Genomic DNA, 15,719 nt, shown 5'->3' on the forward strand with positions numbered 1-15,719 from the left:
CCTTACATTCTCTAGTTTTTTCGCCTACTGCTGTTTGTTGCGGTGCTGCGGTAAAGCGTTAGAAGTTGCCTTGAACCCACTTCTTCAAACGGTCCAGCAACGGCGCCTGCGGCTCATCGTTGCTGTAGCTGTCGCGGCTGCCGATGCCCGAGAACGAGATCCCGTCGGACTGCTTCTGCAGGCCGTACATCAACAAGCCAACGCCAGTGGAATAAATCGGGTTGCGTACCACGTCATCCAGCCCCTTCACGCCATGCGGCACGCCCAGGCGGACCGGCATGTGGAAGATTTCTTCGGCCAGTTCCGTGGCGCCTTCCATCTTCGAGGTACCACCGGTCAGCACGATGCCGGCCGGGATCAGGTCTTCGTAGCCGCTGCGACGCAGCTCGGCCTGGATCAGGGTGAACAGTTCGTCGTAACGCGGCTCGACCACTTCGGCCAGGGCCTGACGGGACAGTTCACGCGGCGGACGGTCGCCGACGCTCGGCACCTTGATGGTCTCGCCGGCACCGGCCAGCTTGGCCAGGGCGCAGGCATAGCGGATCTTGATCTCTTCGGCGTACTGGGTCGGGGTGCGCAACGCCATGGCGATGTCGTTGGTCACCTGATCACCGGCAATCGGGATCACGGCCGTGTGGCGGATCGCGCCTTCGGTGAAGATCGCGATGTCGGTGGTGCCGCCGCCGATGTCGACCAGGCACACGCCCAGCTCTTTTTCGTCGTCGGTCAGGACCGAATAGGCCGAGGCCAGTTGCTCGAGAATGATGTCGTCGATTTCCAGACCGCAGCGACGCACGCATTTTTCAATGTTCTGTGCGGCGTTGACGGCGCAGGTGACCACGTGAACCTTGGCTTCCAGACGCACGCCGGACATGCCCAGCGGCTCGCGCACGCCTTCCTGGTTATCGATCACGTAATCCTGCGGCAGGGTGTGCAGCACACGCTGGTCGGCCGGGATCGCCACGGCCTGGGCGGCATCGAGTACACGCTCCAGGTCCGCCGAGCTGACTTCGCGATCACGGATCGCGACGATGCCGTGGGAGTTCAGGCTGCGAATGTGATTGCCCGCCACACCGACGAACGCCGAGTGAATGCGGCAGCCCGCCATCAGTTGGGCTTCTTCGATCGCGCGCTGGATCGACTGCACGGTGGACTCGATGTTGACCACCACGCCTTTCTTCAGGCCGCGGGACGGATGAGTGCCGATCCCGACGATTTCCAGCGAGCCGTCGTCCGCAACCTCGCCGACCAGCGCCACCACCTTGGAGGTGCCGATATCGAGACCGACGATCATTTTGCCGCTTTGCACGTTTGCCATGGGTCCTGCCTCTTCTTAATTCTTTGCGACAGCGGGTTGGGCTGTCGTCGGCGCTACTGGTTCCCGCCAGCCAACAGCAAGGCCGTTGGCGTAGCGCAGATCGATGCGCGCAATGTTCGTAATCTGTTCTTTGAGCGTCTTGTCATAGATGGCAATGAAGCGGCGCATCTTTTCCACCAGGTTGCCGCGTCCCAGCAGCAGCTCGATCCCGGGGCCGGAACTGCCGGCACCGGTGGTCAGGAACCAGCTGCCGCGTTCACGCAGCTCCAGCCGCGCAATCGAGAAGCCCAATGGCCGGAGCATCTGGCTCAGCACCTGGTATTGCTGCATCACTTGCTGCTGGGCCCGCTGCGGACCGAACAGCTGCGGCAGGTGTTCGTAGTTCGCCAGTTCCTTGGGCGTGAACGCCTGGCCCTGGTTGTTGAGCAACGACTCGTCGCCCCAACGGGCCACCGGCAGTTGCTCTTCGAGGCGGATCACCACCTGGTCCGGCCACACCCGACGTACTTCGGCGTGGGCGATCCACGGCATCTGCTCAAGCTCGGTGCGCATGCTCGCCAGGTCGATGGTGAAGAAGCTCGACGCCACGTACGGGGCGATCCGCTGCTGCACCGCCTGCTGGCTGATGTAACTCAGGTCGCCCTGCACCGCGATCTTGGTGATCGGCCGGTCGGCGTACGGCAGCAATCGCTGCGCGCCTTCGTAAGTGCCGAACCCCAGGGCCACCAGCAGCACCGGCCAGAACAGACCTTTCAAGAAGCCGAAGTTGGCTTTTGGCAGGCGCGCGGACATCGGCTCTTTGGCCACCATTCGGCTGGCACCCCGCGGCACCGGCTTGCGGCCGGGTGCGGGTGGCTGATGTCTGAGCTGTGCGCCTTGCATGGTCTTAACCTCGCGCCTCTTTCTTGCCGTCGGCATCGACACTGGCGGCCAGAATGGCCAGGACCAGCTGCTGGAAATCCAGACCGGCCGCTTTCGCCGCCATCGGTACCAGGCTGTGGTCGGTCATGCCGGGAGCGGTGTTGACTTCCAGGAACCAGAATTTGCCGTCGGCGTCCTGCATCACGTCCGCCCGGCCCCAACCGGCAATACCCAGCGCCTCGCAGGCTTGCGCCGTGAGGTCCATGAGTTCTTTTTCCTTGGTGGCATCGAGCCCGCACGGAATCCGATACTGGGTATCGTTGGCGATGTACTTGGCGTCGTAGTCGTAGAACGTGTGTGGCGTACCCAGGGCGATAGGAGGCAACACCTGGTCACGCAGGGTGGCGATGGTGAACTCCGGACCGTGGATCCATTGCTCGACCAACACTTGCGAATCGTAGGTACTGGCCGCTTTCCATGCGTCGATCAACTCGGACGCAGAACTCACTTTGGCCATCCCGATACTTGAACCTTCATGCGCCGGTTTGACGATCAAAGGGAAGCCCAGTTCCGTCGCTGCCGAAATACAATCGGCCTCGCTGCGCAGCACGGCGTGACGCGGCGTCGGAATCCCGAGCGTGTGCCAGACCTGCTTGGTGCGCAGCTTGTCCATCGCCAGTGCCGAAGCCAGGATGCCACTGCCGGTGTACGGAATGCCGGCCACTTCGAGCAGGCCTTGCATGCTGCCGTCTTCACCGCCGCGACCGTGGAGGATGATGAACGCACGGTCGATCTTTTCGCTCAGCAGGCGCTGCAGGATATCGGCACCGACGTCGATGCCGAACGCGTCCACACCCGCGCTTTGCAGCGCGGTGAGCACGGCGTTGCCGGACTTCAGCGAGACTTCACGCTCGGCACTCAGGCCACCGAACAGCACGGCCACCCGGCCGAAATCCTTCGGGGCGATGGTGGAGAACAGGTTGGCGTAGGCAGCAGTCATTTCAACTTCCCCTCGACCGATGCCGCCACGGCACCGGCGAACAACTCGCTTTTCAACAGTTTCGGTGCGAGGCCGCCGATATCACCGGCGCCCTGGCACAACAGAATGTCGCCGGCGCGCAGCAGCGGCTTGACCAGCGGCGCCAGATCGACGCCGCGCTCGATGTAGATCGGATCGAGCTGACCGCGCTGGCGGATGCTGTTGCACAGTTTGCGGCTGTCGGCCCCCGGGATCGGCTCTTCGCCGGCCGGATAGACTTCCATCAGCAACAGCACGTTGGCATCGGCCAGTACATTGACGAAATCGTCGTACAGGTCGCGGGTGCGGCTGTAACGGTGCGGCTGGTAGACCATCACCAGACGGCGCTCCGGCCAGCCACCACGCACGGCTTTGATGACTGCTGCCACTTCGGTCGGGTGATGACCGTAGTCGTCGACCAGCATCACGTTACCGCCGTCCACCGGCAGTTCGCCGTAGACCTGGAAGCGTCGGCCGACACCCTGGAAGCCGGACAGGCCCTGGACGATGGCCTCGTCGCTGACGCCTTCGTCGGTGGCGATGCAGATGGTCGCCAGGGAATTGAGCACGTTGTGATTGCCCGGCATGTTCACGGACACATCAAGAGGCTCGCGATCAGGGCGCAGCACGGTAAAGAAGGTCTGCATGCCCTGCTGACGAACATTGATCGCGCGCACGTCGGCGTCTTCGCTGAAGCCATAGGTCACGGTCGGACGCTTGACCAGCGGCAGGATTTCACGCACCACCGGATCGTCCAGGCACATCACCGCCAGACCGTAGAACGGCAGGTTGTGCAGGAACTCGACGAAGGTTTTCTTCAGCTTGTTGAAGTCACCGTCGTAGGTCGCCATGTGGTCGGCGTCGATGTTGGTGACCACGGCCACCAGCGGTTGCAGATGCAGGAAGCTTGCGTCGCTTTCATCGGCTTCGGCGATCAGGTAACGGCTGGTGCCGAGCTGGGCATTGGTGCCCGCAGCATTCAAACGACCACCGATGACGAAGGTCGGATCCAGGCCACCGGCCGCGAACACCGAAGCGATCAGGCTGGTGGTGGTGGTTTTGCCATGGGTACCGGCGACGGCGATGCCGTGGCGGTAGCGCATCAGTTCGGCGAGCATTTCGGCACGCGGCACCACCGGGATCCGGCGTTCCAGCGCAGTTGCGACTTCCGGGTTGGAGGTGTTGACGGCGCTCGACACCACCAGCACATCGGCGGCAGCGGCGTTCTCGGCACGGTGGCCGATGAAGATCTGCGCACCGAAGGATTCCAGGCGCTCGGTCACCGGCGAAGCTTTCAGGTCCGAACCGGACACTTCATAGCCCAGGTTCAGCAGCACTTCGGCGATACCGCACATGCCCACGCCGCCGATGCCGACGAAATGGATGCGACGGATGCGGCGCATTTCCGGTTGCGGCATGGCTTTCTGATTCTCAACCATGGGCCACCTCCAGACAGGTATCGACCACGCTACGGGTGGCTTCGGGTTTCGCCAGACGGCGGGCCGCTTGGGCCATTTGTTCGAGTCGTTGCGGTTGCATCAAGACCTCTGTCAGGCGCGCGGCAAGGTCCGCGGCGCCAGTCGTTCTTTGCGGCATCAGGAAGGCAGCGCCTTCACGGGCCAAATAATCGGCGTTGCGAGTCTGGTGATCGTCGATCGCGTGGGGCAAGGGCACCAGCATCGAGGGCAGACCGGCGGCGGCCAGTTCACTGATGGTCAATGCGCCGGCGCGGCACACCACCAGGTCAGCCCAGCCATAGGCCTGGGCCATGTCTTTGATGAACGGCTGCACCTGCGCGTCCACGCCGGCGGCGCGGTAGCGCTCTGCAGTCACTTCATCGTGGTTTCTGCCCGCCTGATGGAACACTTCCGGACGCAAGTCGGCAGCGACTTGTGCCAGGGCTTCAGGCAGCAACTTGTTCAACGGCTCTGCGCCCAGGCTTCCGCCCAGGATCAGCAAACGCGCCTTGCGTCCGGCCAGGGCCGGGCGCGGTGTTTCGAGGAACAGCTCGCTGCGCACCGGGTTACCGGTGGTACGGCGGCTGTCCGACAGGGTAAAGGTGTCGGGGAACGCTTCACACACCCGGGCGGCGAACGGCACCAGCAACCGATTGGCGGTGCCGGCCACGGCGTTCTGCTCATGAACGATCACCGGCACGCCGGCCAGTTTGGCGGCAAGACCACCGGGACCGGTCACATAGCCGCCGAATCCGACCACGCACACCGGACGCAAGCGGCGAATGATCGCCCGCGCCTGCCATACCGATTTCAGCAGCATGAACGGCGCCTTGAGCAGCGACAGCTTGCCCTTGCCACGCAGGCCAGTGGCGTTGATGCGGTGCAGTTCAATACCTGCCGCCGGCACCAGATCGTTCTCGATCCCGCGCGGCGTACCGAGCCAGTGCACGGTGTAGCCGCGTGCCTGGAATTCGCGGGCACAGGCCAGCGCCGGGAACACGTGGCCACCGGTGCCGCCGGCCATGATCAATACGTTAGCGCCCATGGTTCGGCTCCTCGGCGAAGTCGCTCTCATGGAATTCCATCTCTTCACTGCCCAGGTGGGTCCGGCTCTCCCACTCGATCCTCAGCAACAGGCCAAGGCAGGCGCAGCAGATCACCAGGGAACTGCCGCCGTAACTGAGGAACGGCAAGGTCAGGCCCTTGGTCGGCAGCAGACCGACGTTCACGCCGATGTTGATCAGGAACTGGCCGATCCACAGGAACGACAGACCATAGGCAACATAAGCGGCAAAAAACTGTTTGGCTTTCTCGGCCCAAAGACCGATGTACATGCCGCGAATACACACGAACACGAACAGCGCCACGGTGCACAGCGAACCCACGGCGCCGAGCTCTTCAGCCAGCACCGAGAACACGAAGTCGGTGTGGGCTTCCGGCAGATAGAACTGCTTCTGCACGCTGTTGCCCAGGCCAACGCCCAGCCATTCACCGCGACCGAACGCGATCAAGGCTTGCGACAATTGATAACCGGCACCGAACTGGTCGGCCCACGGGTCGGCGAAGTTGGTCAGACGCGCCATCCGGTACGGCTGCATCTGGATCAGCAACACCACCGCACCGACGGCCAGTACCACCATCAGCGAGAACCGGAACAGCCCGACCCCGCCGAGGAACAGCATCGCCGCCGCCGCGCCCATCATCACGACGGTGGCACCGAAGTCCGGCTCCATCAGCAGCAGGCCCGCCATCGGCAGCAGCACGATGAACGGCTTGAAGAAGCCCATCCAGCTCTCGCGCACTTCTTTCTGGCGACGCACCAGGTAACCGGCGAGGTAAATCACCACGAACACCTTGGCGATTTCGGACGGCTGCACGTTGAAGAAGCTGAAACCGATCCAGCGCATCGAACCGTTCACCTCACGGCCGATCCCCGGAATGATCACCATCACCAGCAGGCCGAAAGCACCGATCAGCATCATCCAGCCCAGGCGCTGCCAGGTGGCGATCGGGATCATCATCGTGACGATGCAGGCACCCAGGCCGAGCACCACGTAGATCAGGTGACGAATCATGTAATACAGCGGGCTGCCCGACTGCACGGCCGCTACTTCGGTGGAGGCCGAGGCGATCATGATCAGGCCCAGACCGAGCAACGCCAGGCAACCGGCGAGCATCGGGAAGTCGAGGTCGATTCCGCGTCCGGTAATGAGCGGCGACGGGTATGGCTTGATGATGTTTCTCAAGCTCATGCCAGATCCTCCACGGCGCGGACGAACTGGTGACCACGGTCTTCGTAGTTCTTGAACATGTCGAAACTGGCGCAGGCCGGCGACAGCAGCACCACGTCACCCGGTTGGGCAGCGGCGCGGCATTGGGCGACCGCGTCGACCAGCGTAGTGGCGCGAATCAGCGGCACGGCATCGCCAATGGCTTCGCCGATCCTGTCGGAGTCGCGGCCCATCAGGATCACGGCGCGACAATGGGCCGCCACCGGATCGCGCAGGTCCTTGAAGTCGGCACCCTTGCCGTCGCCACCGGCGATCAGCACGACCTTGCCGTCGATGTCCGCGCCCAGACCTTCGATGGCCGCCAGTGCGGCGCCGACGTTGGTGGCCTTGGAATCGTTGTAGTAACCGACGCCGTCCAGCTCACGTACCCACTGGCAACGGTGTTCGAGGCCGGCGAAGGTGCGCAGCGCCGCCAGCATGGCGTCGAACGGCAGCCCGACCGCGTGGCCGAGCGCCAGCGCCGCCAGGGCGTTGGACTGGTTGTGGGCGCCGCGAATCTTCAATTCGCGCACCGGCATCAGGTTCTGGAATTCGAAGGCCAGGTACTTCTCGCCATTCTCTTCGCGCAGACCGAACGCCTTGAAATCCGGTTGGGTCAGGCCGAAGGTCCAGCACGGCTGGCCCTCGCCCATCAGCGGACGGGTCAACGCATCCTGACGGTTGACCACGAACTGCTTCGCACCCCGGAAGATCCGGTGTTTGGCCAGGTGATAGGCCGGCAGACCGCTGTAACGGTCCATGTGGTCTTCGCTGATGTTGAGCACGGTGGCCACTTCGGCGTTGAGCTGGTCGGTGGTTTCCAGCTGGAAGCTCGACAGCTCCATCACGTACAGCTCGACGTCATCGCTGAGCAGATCCAGCGCCGGCGTACCGAGGTTGCCGCCCACGGCCACGCGCTTGCCGGCCGCAGCCGCCATCTCGCCGACCAGGGTGGTGACAGTGCTTTTCGCGTTGGAACCGCTGATGGCCACGATCGGCGCCTTCGCGTTACGCGCGAACAGCTCGATATCGCCGGACAGCTTCACGCCACGGGCCGCGGCGGCTTGCAGGGCCGGGGTCGCCAGCGCCAGGCCGGGGCTCACGTAGAGCTCGTCGGCACGGCACAGGAACTCGACGTCCAGCTCGCCACAACGCACTTCCACGTGCGGATAGTCACGCTGGAGCGTGGCCAGTTCCGGTGGATTTTCCCGCGTGTCGGCCACGGCAAACGCCACGCCCCGGTTCGCCAGGAAGCGAACCAGGGACATGCCGCTCTTGCCGAGGCCGACAACGATGCGGAAGTGGTCAGAAGCGATCAGAGACACTCGTTCTACCTCAGCTTCAGGGTGGCAAGGCCGATCAGCACGAGAATCACGGTGATGATCCAGAAACGGACGATCACGCGCGGCTCGGGCCAGCCCTTGAGTTCAAAGTGGTGGTGAATCGGCGCCATGCGGAACACACGGCGACCGGTCAGCTTAAAGGACGCAACCTGAATGACGACTGACAGGGTTTCCATCACGAACACGCCGCCCATGATGAACAGGACGATTTCCTGACGGACGATCACCGCGATGGTGCCCAGGGCAGCGCCCAGCGCCAGTGCGCCGACGTCACCCATGAAGACTTGCGCAGGGTAAGTGTTGAACCACAGGAAGCCCAGGCCGGCACCGATCAGCGCGCCGCAGAACACGATCAGCTCGCCTGCGCCCGGTACATAAGGGATCAACAGGTATTCGGCAAATTTCACGTTACCCGACAGGTAGCAGAAGATGCCCAGGCCACCACCGACCATCACTGTCGGCATGATCGCCAGGCCATCGAGGCCGTCGGTGAGGTTGACCGCGTTGCTCGAACCGACGATCACAAAGTACGTCAGCACGATGAAGCCTGCGCCCAGCGGAATGCTGTAGTCCTTGAGCATTGGCAAAATCAGGGTGGTTTCCACCGGAGTGGCAGCAGTCATATAAAGGAAGATCGCCGCACCGAGGCCGAACACCGACTGCCAGAAATATTTCCAGCGGCTCGGCAGACCACGAGAGTTCTTCTCGATGACCTTGCGGTAGTCGTCGACCCAGCCGATGGCGCCGAACAGCAGGGTCACCAGCAGCACGACCCACACGTAGCGGTTGCTCAGGTCAGCCCACAGCAGCGTGCTGACGCCGATGGACGACAGAATCAGCGCGCCACCCATGGTCGGCGTACCGGATTTGGACAGGTGCGATTGCGGGCCGTCGTTACGAACGGACTGGCCGATCTGACGGTTCTGCAGGGTGCGGATCATCCACGGGCCGTAGCACAGCGACAAGACCAGCGCGGTCAGCACACCGAGGATCCCGCGCAGGGTCAGGTACTGGAAGACCGCGAAGCCTTTGTAGAACTGTTGCAGATACTCCGCTAGCAGCAGCAGCATTAATGTTTCTCCAGACTGGACCCGCACAGGGCCGCAACGATGTTTTCCATCGCTGCGCTGCGCGAACCCTTGATCAAAATGGTGGTGTTTGTGTCCTGCTCGGCGGCGAGGGCCTGGATCAGTTCGGCCTGTGTGCCGAAGTGATGCGCCTCGTTACCGAATGCGTTCACGGCGTGGACCATGTTCGGCCCGACGGCGTATAGCGCGGAAACCTTGCCCCGGGCGTATTCGCCCACGTCGCGGTGCCCCTGCTCCGCCCAGTCGCCCAACTCGCCGATATCCCCGAGCACCAGAACGGTGCGGCCGGAAAAGCCGGCGAGTATATCAACGGCCGCGCACATCGAGGTGGGGTTCGCGTTGTAAGTGTCATCGATCACGCGCATGCCGTTTTTCGCCAGTTGCGCGACGGTGCGACCCTTGACCGGTTGTACCGCGCCAAGCCCGGTGGCGATGCCGAACAGCGACACGCCCAGAGCGTGGGCGGCAGCGGCGGCGGCCAGGGCGTTGGCGACGTTGTGGGTGCCGAGCAGGTTCAGTTGAACCCGTTCCACACCTTCAGGACTGTGCAGGTTGAACGCCGGGCAGCCGCGGGCATCGGTGGCCAGGTCGCTGGCATGGAAGTCCGCCTGAGTATTGCTCAATGCGAAAGTCAGCACTTTGCGACCGGCAGCGCGGGTCTTCCAGATACCAAACGCCTTGTCATCGAGGTTCAGCACCGCGACGCCATCGGAAGCCAGTCCTTCGATGATTTCGCCCTTGGCTTCGACGATTTTCTCCGGCCCGCCGAACTCACCGACGTGGGCGGTTCCGGCGTTGTTGAGGATCGCTACGTGCGGCTTGGTCAACCCGACGGTGTAGGCGATTTCACCCAGACGCGAGGCGCCCAGTTCGATCACTGCCGCGCTGTGTTCCGGGGCAAGTTCGAGCAGGGTCAGCGGTACGCCGAGGTCGTTGTTCAGGTTGCCACGGGTCGCGTGCACCGAGCCGCGCGTGCGCAGGATGCTCGCAAGCATTTCCTTGACCGTGGTCTTGCCGCTGGAACCGGTAACGGCTGCGACCGGCTTGGTGAATGCGGCACGGTTCAAGGCCCCCAGCTGGCCGAGGGCCTGGCGGGTGTCCTTGACCAGCAGTTGCGGCAGCGTGCTGTCGGCGACTTCGCGCTCGACCAATGCCGCAACGGCGCCTTTGGCGGCGACTTCATTCAGATAGTCATGACCGTCGAAACGCGGGCCGGTCAGGGCGATAAACAGTTGGCCAGCCTTGATCGCGCGGCTGTCGATGCTCACGCCGTCAAAACTGGCGTCGGCGCTGATCAGACGGGCGTCGAGCGCGTTGGTCAGTTCGCTGAGTTTCAGGGCCTTAAGCATGGGCCACCTCCCACGCGGTCAGGGCGTGATCGGCCTCGACCAGATCGGAAAACGCATGGCGCTCGCCGTTGATTTCCTGATAGTCCTCGTGACCTTTGCCGGCCAGAACGATCACGTCATCCGCCGAAGCACCGGCAATCAGTTGTGCGATGGCCTGGCCGCGACCGGCCACGAACGTCACGTTATCCACAGCCGTGAAGCCGGCGCGGATGTCATCGAAAATTACCGCCGGGTCTTCGGTGCGCGGATTGTCATCGGTCACCAGCACGCGGTCGGCCAGACGCTCGACCACTTCGGCCATCAGCGGACGCTTGCCGCGATCGCGATCACCGCCGCAGCCGAACAGGCACAGCAGTTGACCTTTGACGTGCGGACGCAACGCGGTCAGTACTTTTTCCAGGGCGTCCGGGGTATGCGCGTAATCGACCACAACCAGCGGCTGAGTGCCGCCGCCGAGACGCTGCATGCGTCCGGCCGGGCCTTCGAGTTTCGGCAATACCTTAAGGATTTCGTCGAGCGCGTAGTCGAGACCGAGCAGCGCACCGACGGCGGCCAGCACGTTGCTCAGATTGAAACGACCGAGCAGCGTGCTGCGCAGATGGTGCTCGCCCTGCGGCGTGACCAGCGTGGCTCGCACGCCATGGTCATCGAACTGCGCTTCACGCACATAGAGATAGGCGCTGCTGTCGAGCAGGCTGTAAGTAATCAGTCGCGACTCGCGTTTTTCAGCGGCCAGTTGCCGGCCGAAATCGTCGTCGAGGTTGACCACGCGGCACTTCAAGTCATTCCAGGCGAAGAGCTTGGCCTTCGCCTCGGCGTAGGCCTCCATGGTGCCGTGGTAATCCAGGTGATCACGGGACAGGTTGGTCATCACTGCGACGTCGAACGCCAGCGCGGTAACTCGGCCTTGATCCAGACCGTGAGACGAAACTTCCATGGCCACGGCTTTGGCGCCGGCCTTTTTCAGGTCGCCCAGAGTCGCTTGCATGGCAATCGGATTCGGCGTGGTGTGCAGGCCGCTTTGCAGCGAGCCGTGGAAACCGGAACCCAAAGTGCCGACGATGCCGCAATGCTGGCCGAGCAGGTCCAGCGCCTGCGCCACCAGTTGGGTCACGCTGGTCTTGCCGTTGGTGCCGGTAACGCCGATCAGGTTCAGGTGATGACTTGGCTCACCGTAAAAACGCCCGGCGATGTCCGACAGCTGCGCTGCCAGGCCCTTGACCGGAATCAGCGGCACTTCGGTGATCGGCAGCACGGTGGCGCCTTCCACTTCATAGGCCACGGCGGCAGCACCGCGCTGCAAGGCGTCGGCAATGTGCGCACGCCCATCGAACTTGCCGCCCGGCACCGCGAGGAACAGGTCACCCGCGCGTACATTGCGACTGTCGAGCGCCAGTTCACGGATCAACAGATCGTGGCCGGCGTGGGGGAAAATCTTGTTCAGACTCAGAGACATCAGCCGCGCCCTCCATTGGCTTTCAGCGGAACGGCCGGGGTGGCGTTGGCCTGTTGTGTGGTCGGCAGGTTGTCCGGGGTGACGTTCATCAGGCGCAGGGTGCCCGACATCACACGGCTGAACACCGGCGCCGAGACCAGACCACCGAAGTAACCGGCCTTGGTCGGTTCATCGATCACCACGACGATTGCATAACGTGGATCGCTCATCGGGCCGAAACCGGCGAACAGCGAGCGGTAAGAGTTTTCGGCGTAGCCCTTGGTGCCGACCGACGTTTTACGCGCAGTACCGGACTTGCCGCCCACGTGATACGCCGGCACCTGCGCGCGGAACACGCCGCGCGGGGCTTCGATCACTTGTTGCAGCATGCCTTGCATGGTTTTCGCGACGGCCTCCGGCAGCACCTGGGTGGTCTGCGGCGCCTTGTCGGTTTTGATCAGGGTCAGCGGTGCGAGGCGACCGTTGTTGGCCAGCGCCGAGAATGCGTGCACCAACTGGATCGCGGTCACCGAAATACCGTAGCCGTATGACAGCGTTGCGGTCTCGGCCTTGCGCCACTCACGGTAGTTCGGCAGGTTGCCGACACGTTCGCCCGGGAAGCCGAGGCCGGTGTCCTGGCCGAGGCCGACTTTCTGTGCGAGGCGGAAAATGGTTTCGCCGCCGATATCGAACGCGACCTTACTCATGCCGACGTTACTGGAATTGATCAGAATGCCGGTCAGGTCGAGTACCGGACCTTCGGTCTTCGATACGTCCTTGATGGTGTACTTGCCGATCTGCAGGGAGCCCGGATACACCTCGACGGTGTCGCTCGGCTTCCAGCGGCCAGTTTCGATCGCGGCGCTCATCGAGATCGCTTTCATGGTCGAACCGGGTTCGAACACGTCGATCATCGCGCGGTTACGCATCATCGCCGGTTGCAGGTTGCGACGGTTGTTCGGGTTATAGGTCGGCTGGTTGACCATGGCGAGGATCTCGCCGGTTTTCACGTCCATGATCACCAGACTGCCGGCTTTCGCGCCGTTCTCGATGATCGCGTTGCGCAGTTCGCGGTTGGCCAGGTATTGCAGACGCAGGTCAATCGACAACGCCAAGGGCTTGCCGGCCTTGGCGTTTTTGGTGACCTGGACATCCTTGATCAGCCGACCGCGCCGATCCTTGATGACTTGCCGCTTGCCGGGCACGCCGGCCAGCCATTCATCGTAGGCCAGTTCGACACCTTCACGACCGTGGTCATCGATATCGGTGAACCCGACCATGTGCGCTGTCACTTCACCGGCCGGGTAGAACCGGCGGAACTCTTCGATGCCATAGACGCCCGGCACTTTCAGGTCGAGCACGGCCTGGCCCTGCTCGGGGGTCAGCCCGCGCACCAGATAAATGAATTCCTTGTTGGCCTGGGCTTCGAGACGTTCGGCCAGGGCTTTCGGATCCTGCCCCAGCGCGGCGGCCAGTGCCGGCCACTTCTCTTTGGCGGTCTGCATTTCCTTGGCGTTGGCCCACAGGGTGGTCACCGGCGTACTGACGGCCAGCGGCTCGCCATTACGGTCGGTGATCAGGCCACGGTGCGCCGGAATAGGAATATGACGGACGCTGCGCGCATCGCCCTGGCCTTTAAGGAAGTCGCGGTCCACCACTTGCAGGTCGATGATGCGCCAGCAGATCGCGGCCACCATCATGCCCAGCAGACCGACCACCAGACGGAAGCGCCACGGGAAGAGTGCCCCTTCGAGTTTCATCATGGCGCCACCATCTTCACGTCAGCCGCGCCGGGGATGTGCATCTTCAGTTGTTCGGTGGCCAGCACTTCAATCCGGCTGTGGGCGGTCCAGGTACTTTGCTCCAGGATCAGGCGCCCCCATTCGGCCTGCGCCTTGTCGCGCACGCTCAGTTCGTTGTACAGGGTGTTGAGCAACTGCCGATTCCAGTGGGCGCTGTAAGACACGCCGATGGCCGACACGAGCACGCCAATGAACAGGAGCAGCATGAAAAAGCTGCCGCCGGGCAATGGCTTGGCGAAAAGCTTGCTCACCGCAACTTCTCCGCGACACGCATGACGGCGCTACGAGAACGTGGGTTGGCTTTGAGTTCGGCGTCGGAGGCCGTCTGCGCTTTGCCATGGACTTTGATTTTCGGTTCGAACGCAACGTGGCGAACCGGCAGATTGCGCGGCAGGTTGTCGGCTTCGCCTTTCACCAGCTTGCGCATGAACAGTTTGACAATACGGTCTTCCAGCGAGTGGAAGCTGATCACGACCAGACGGCCGCCCACTTCCAGGCATTCGAGCGCGGCTTCAAGCCCTGCTTCCAGGTCGCCCAACTCGTTGTTGACATGAATGCGCAGCCCCTGGAAAGCGCGGGTTGCCGGGTTCTTGCCCTTTTCCCACGCCGGGTTGGCGACTTTCAGGACTTCGGCCAGATCGGCGGTGCGCTCGAACGGCGTGACATCACGGCGCTCGACAACGGCACGGGCCATGCGACCGGAGAAACGTTCTTCGCCGTACTCTTTGAAGACACGGGCAATTTCTTCCACTGGCGCGGTGTTGACGAACTCGGCTGCGCTGATGCCACGGGACGGATCCATGCGCATGTCCAGCGGGCCGTCGTTGAGGAAACTGAAGCCGCGCTCGGCGTCATCGAGCTGCGGCGAAGACACGCCCAGATCCAGCAGAATGCCGCTGACCTTGCCTGTCAGCCCCTGCTCGGCAACCACCGAACCAAGCTCGGCAAAGCTGCGCTGTACAACGACAAAGCGGCCGTCTTCGGCCGCTAGCGTTTGCCCGGTGGCAATCGCTTGAGGATCCTTGTCGAATCCGATGAGCCGACCGTCCGGCCCGAGCTTGCTCAGGATCAACCGGCTATGCCCGCCGCGCCCGAACGTGCCGTCCAGATAGCAGCCATCAGGACGTACGGCGAGAGCCTCGACGGCTTCGTCAAGCAGTACGGTGATGTGGTTAAAGCCGCTATCAATAGTCACAGGATCAGATCACGCAGTTCGTCAGGCATGGCGCCCGGTTGTTGTATGGCAGCCAGGTCAGCGGCAGAAACCGCGTTCCAGGCATCTTCGTCCCACAGCTGGAACTTGTTCAGTTGGCCCACCAGCATCGCGCGCTTGTCGAGCTTCGCGTATTCGCGCAGACGTGGCGGCACCAGGAAACGACCACTGCCGTCGAGCTCGAGGTCAACGGCATTACCAATCAGTAAACGTTGCAGACGACGGTTCTCTTCGCGAAGCGAAGGGAGCGCGCGCAACTTGGTTTCAATAATTTCCCACTCATCGAGCGGGTAGACACACAAACACGGATCAACGGCATCAATGGTCACGATCAACTGGCCGGAACTGCGCGAATCGAGCTCGTCACGGTACCGGCTCGGCATGGCGAGACGGCCCTTTGCGTCGAGACTGATAGCGTTAGCTCCGCGAAACACGTCTGCGTTTCTCCAATTTTTATCGTTTTGAGCTCAAAAAACCCACTTCATGCCACTTTCCGCCACTTGCGCACACTATAGGAATGCGCCCACCACACCGTCAAGGCGCGGATTAAAGGAAAACCCTTACA

The 15,719-nt window shown here is 62.8% G+C and carries 14 protein-coding genes; all 14 read right to left on the reverse strand.

Translation table 11 applies throughout. The annotated features are described in order from the left end of the window. Nucleotides 1–58: 58 nt before the first annotated feature. Genes ftsA through mraZ form a run of 14 tightly spaced genes read right to left on the reverse strand, consistent with a single transcriptional unit; the run spans nt 59 to nt 15,588 of the window. Nucleotides 59–1,318: a cell division protein FtsA gene (gene ftsA, locus ACTJK7_RS20060; protein ID WP_007956755.1), complete on the reverse strand. Its 1,260-nt coding sequence runs from the start codon at nt 1,316–1,318 to the stop codon at nt 59–61. A gap of 15 nt (nt 1,319–1,333) precedes the next feature. Continuing rightward, nucleotides 1,334–2,200, reverse strand: a complete 867-nt coding sequence (locus ACTJK7_RS20065; RefSeq protein ID WP_007956757.1) for a cell division protein FtsQ/DivIB — start codon at nt 2,198–2,200, stop codon at nt 1,334–1,336. A 4-nt stretch (nt 2,201–2,204) separates the two neighbouring features. Next, complete coding sequence (locus ACTJK7_RS20070; RefSeq protein WP_108563210.1) at nt 2,205–3,179, reverse strand: D-alanine--D-alanine ligase; 975 nt, start codon at nt 3,177–3,179, stop codon at nt 2,205–2,207. Then, on the reverse strand, nt 3,176–4,636 hold the full coding sequence (gene murC, locus ACTJK7_RS20075) for a UDP-N-acetylmuramate--L-alanine ligase (protein ID WP_011335862.1): 1,461 nt from the start codon (nt 4,634–4,636) through the stop codon (nt 3,176–3,178). The genes ACTJK7_RS20070 and murC overlap by 4 nt, the downstream gene beginning before the upstream one ends. Beyond that, complete coding sequence (gene murG / locus ACTJK7_RS20080; protein WP_039766246.1) at nt 4,629–5,699, reverse strand: undecaprenyldiphospho-muramoylpentapeptide beta-N-acetylglucosaminyltransferase; 1,071 nt, start codon at nt 5,697–5,699, stop codon at nt 4,629–4,631. The genes murC and murG overlap by 8 nt, the downstream gene beginning before the upstream one ends. Beyond that, entirely contained in the window at nt 5,689–6,906 is a 1,218-nt protein-coding gene (gene ftsW, locus ACTJK7_RS20085; RefSeq protein WP_064383958.1) for a putative lipid II flippase FtsW, read from the reverse strand. The genes murG and ftsW overlap by 11 nt, the downstream gene beginning before the upstream one ends. Beyond that, nucleotides 6,903–8,249: a UDP-N-acetylmuramoyl-L-alanine--D-glutamate ligase gene (gene murD / locus ACTJK7_RS20090; RefSeq protein WP_064383959.1), complete on the reverse strand. Its 1,347-nt coding sequence runs from the start codon at nt 8,247–8,249 to the stop codon at nt 6,903–6,905. Before murD ends, ftsW begins: the two co-directional genes overlap by 4 nt. 5 nt (nt 8,250–8,254) lie before the next feature. Beyond that, a complete protein-coding gene (mraY, locus tag ACTJK7_RS20095) occupies nt 8,255–9,337 on the reverse strand; it encodes a phospho-N-acetylmuramoyl-pentapeptide-transferase (RefSeq protein ID WP_015096766.1) in 1,083 nt (360 codons plus the stop codon). Continuing rightward, nucleotides 9,337–10,704 carry a UDP-N-acetylmuramoyl-tripeptide--D-alanyl-D-alanine ligase gene (locus ACTJK7_RS20100; RefSeq protein WP_108563211.1) on the reverse strand — a complete coding sequence of 456 codons (1,368 nt, stop codon included), beginning with the start codon at nt 10,702–10,704 and terminating at the stop codon, nt 9,337–9,339. Before ACTJK7_RS20100 ends, mraY begins: the two co-directional genes overlap by 1 nt. Continuing rightward, nucleotides 10,697–12,160 (reverse strand): UDP-N-acetylmuramoyl-L-alanyl-D-glutamate--2,6-diaminopimelate ligase, encoded by a 1,464-nt coding sequence (locus tag ACTJK7_RS20105; RefSeq protein WP_108563212.1) that lies wholly within the window; start codon nt 12,158–12,160, stop codon nt 10,697–10,699. The genes ACTJK7_RS20100 and ACTJK7_RS20105 overlap by 8 nt, the downstream gene beginning before the upstream one ends. Then, complete coding sequence (locus tag ACTJK7_RS20110) at nt 12,160–13,899, reverse strand: peptidoglycan D,D-transpeptidase FtsI family protein (protein ID WP_170928985.1); 1,740 nt, start codon at nt 13,897–13,899, stop codon at nt 12,160–12,162. The genes ACTJK7_RS20105 and ACTJK7_RS20110 overlap by 1 nt, the downstream gene beginning before the upstream one ends. Beyond that, nucleotides 13,899–14,192, reverse strand: a complete 294-nt coding sequence (ftsL, locus tag ACTJK7_RS20115) for a cell division protein FtsL (RefSeq protein ID WP_007956777.1) — start codon at nt 14,190–14,192, stop codon at nt 13,899–13,901. Before ftsL ends, ACTJK7_RS20110 begins: the two co-directional genes overlap by 1 nt. Beyond that, nucleotides 14,189–15,136 (reverse strand): 16S rRNA (cytosine(1402)-N(4))-methyltransferase RsmH, encoded by a 948-nt coding sequence (gene rsmH / locus ACTJK7_RS20120; protein WP_064383963.1) that lies wholly within the window; start codon nt 15,134–15,136, stop codon nt 14,189–14,191. Before rsmH ends, ftsL begins: the two co-directional genes overlap by 4 nt. Continuing rightward, the gene (gene mraZ, locus ACTJK7_RS20125; protein ID WP_007917012.1) at nt 15,133–15,588 is read right to left on the reverse strand and encodes a division/cell wall cluster transcriptional repressor MraZ; all 456 of its coding nucleotides are present in this window, start codon (nt 15,586–15,588) and stop codon (nt 15,133–15,135) included. The genes rsmH and mraZ overlap by 4 nt, the downstream gene beginning before the upstream one ends. Nucleotides 15,589–15,719: the final 131 nt, after the last annotated feature.

Source organism: Pseudomonas sp. 22085 (assembly GCF_052045815.1).
Lineage (GTDB): Bacteria > Pseudomonadota > Gammaproteobacteria > Pseudomonadales > Pseudomonadaceae > Aquipseudomonas > Aquipseudomonas glycinae.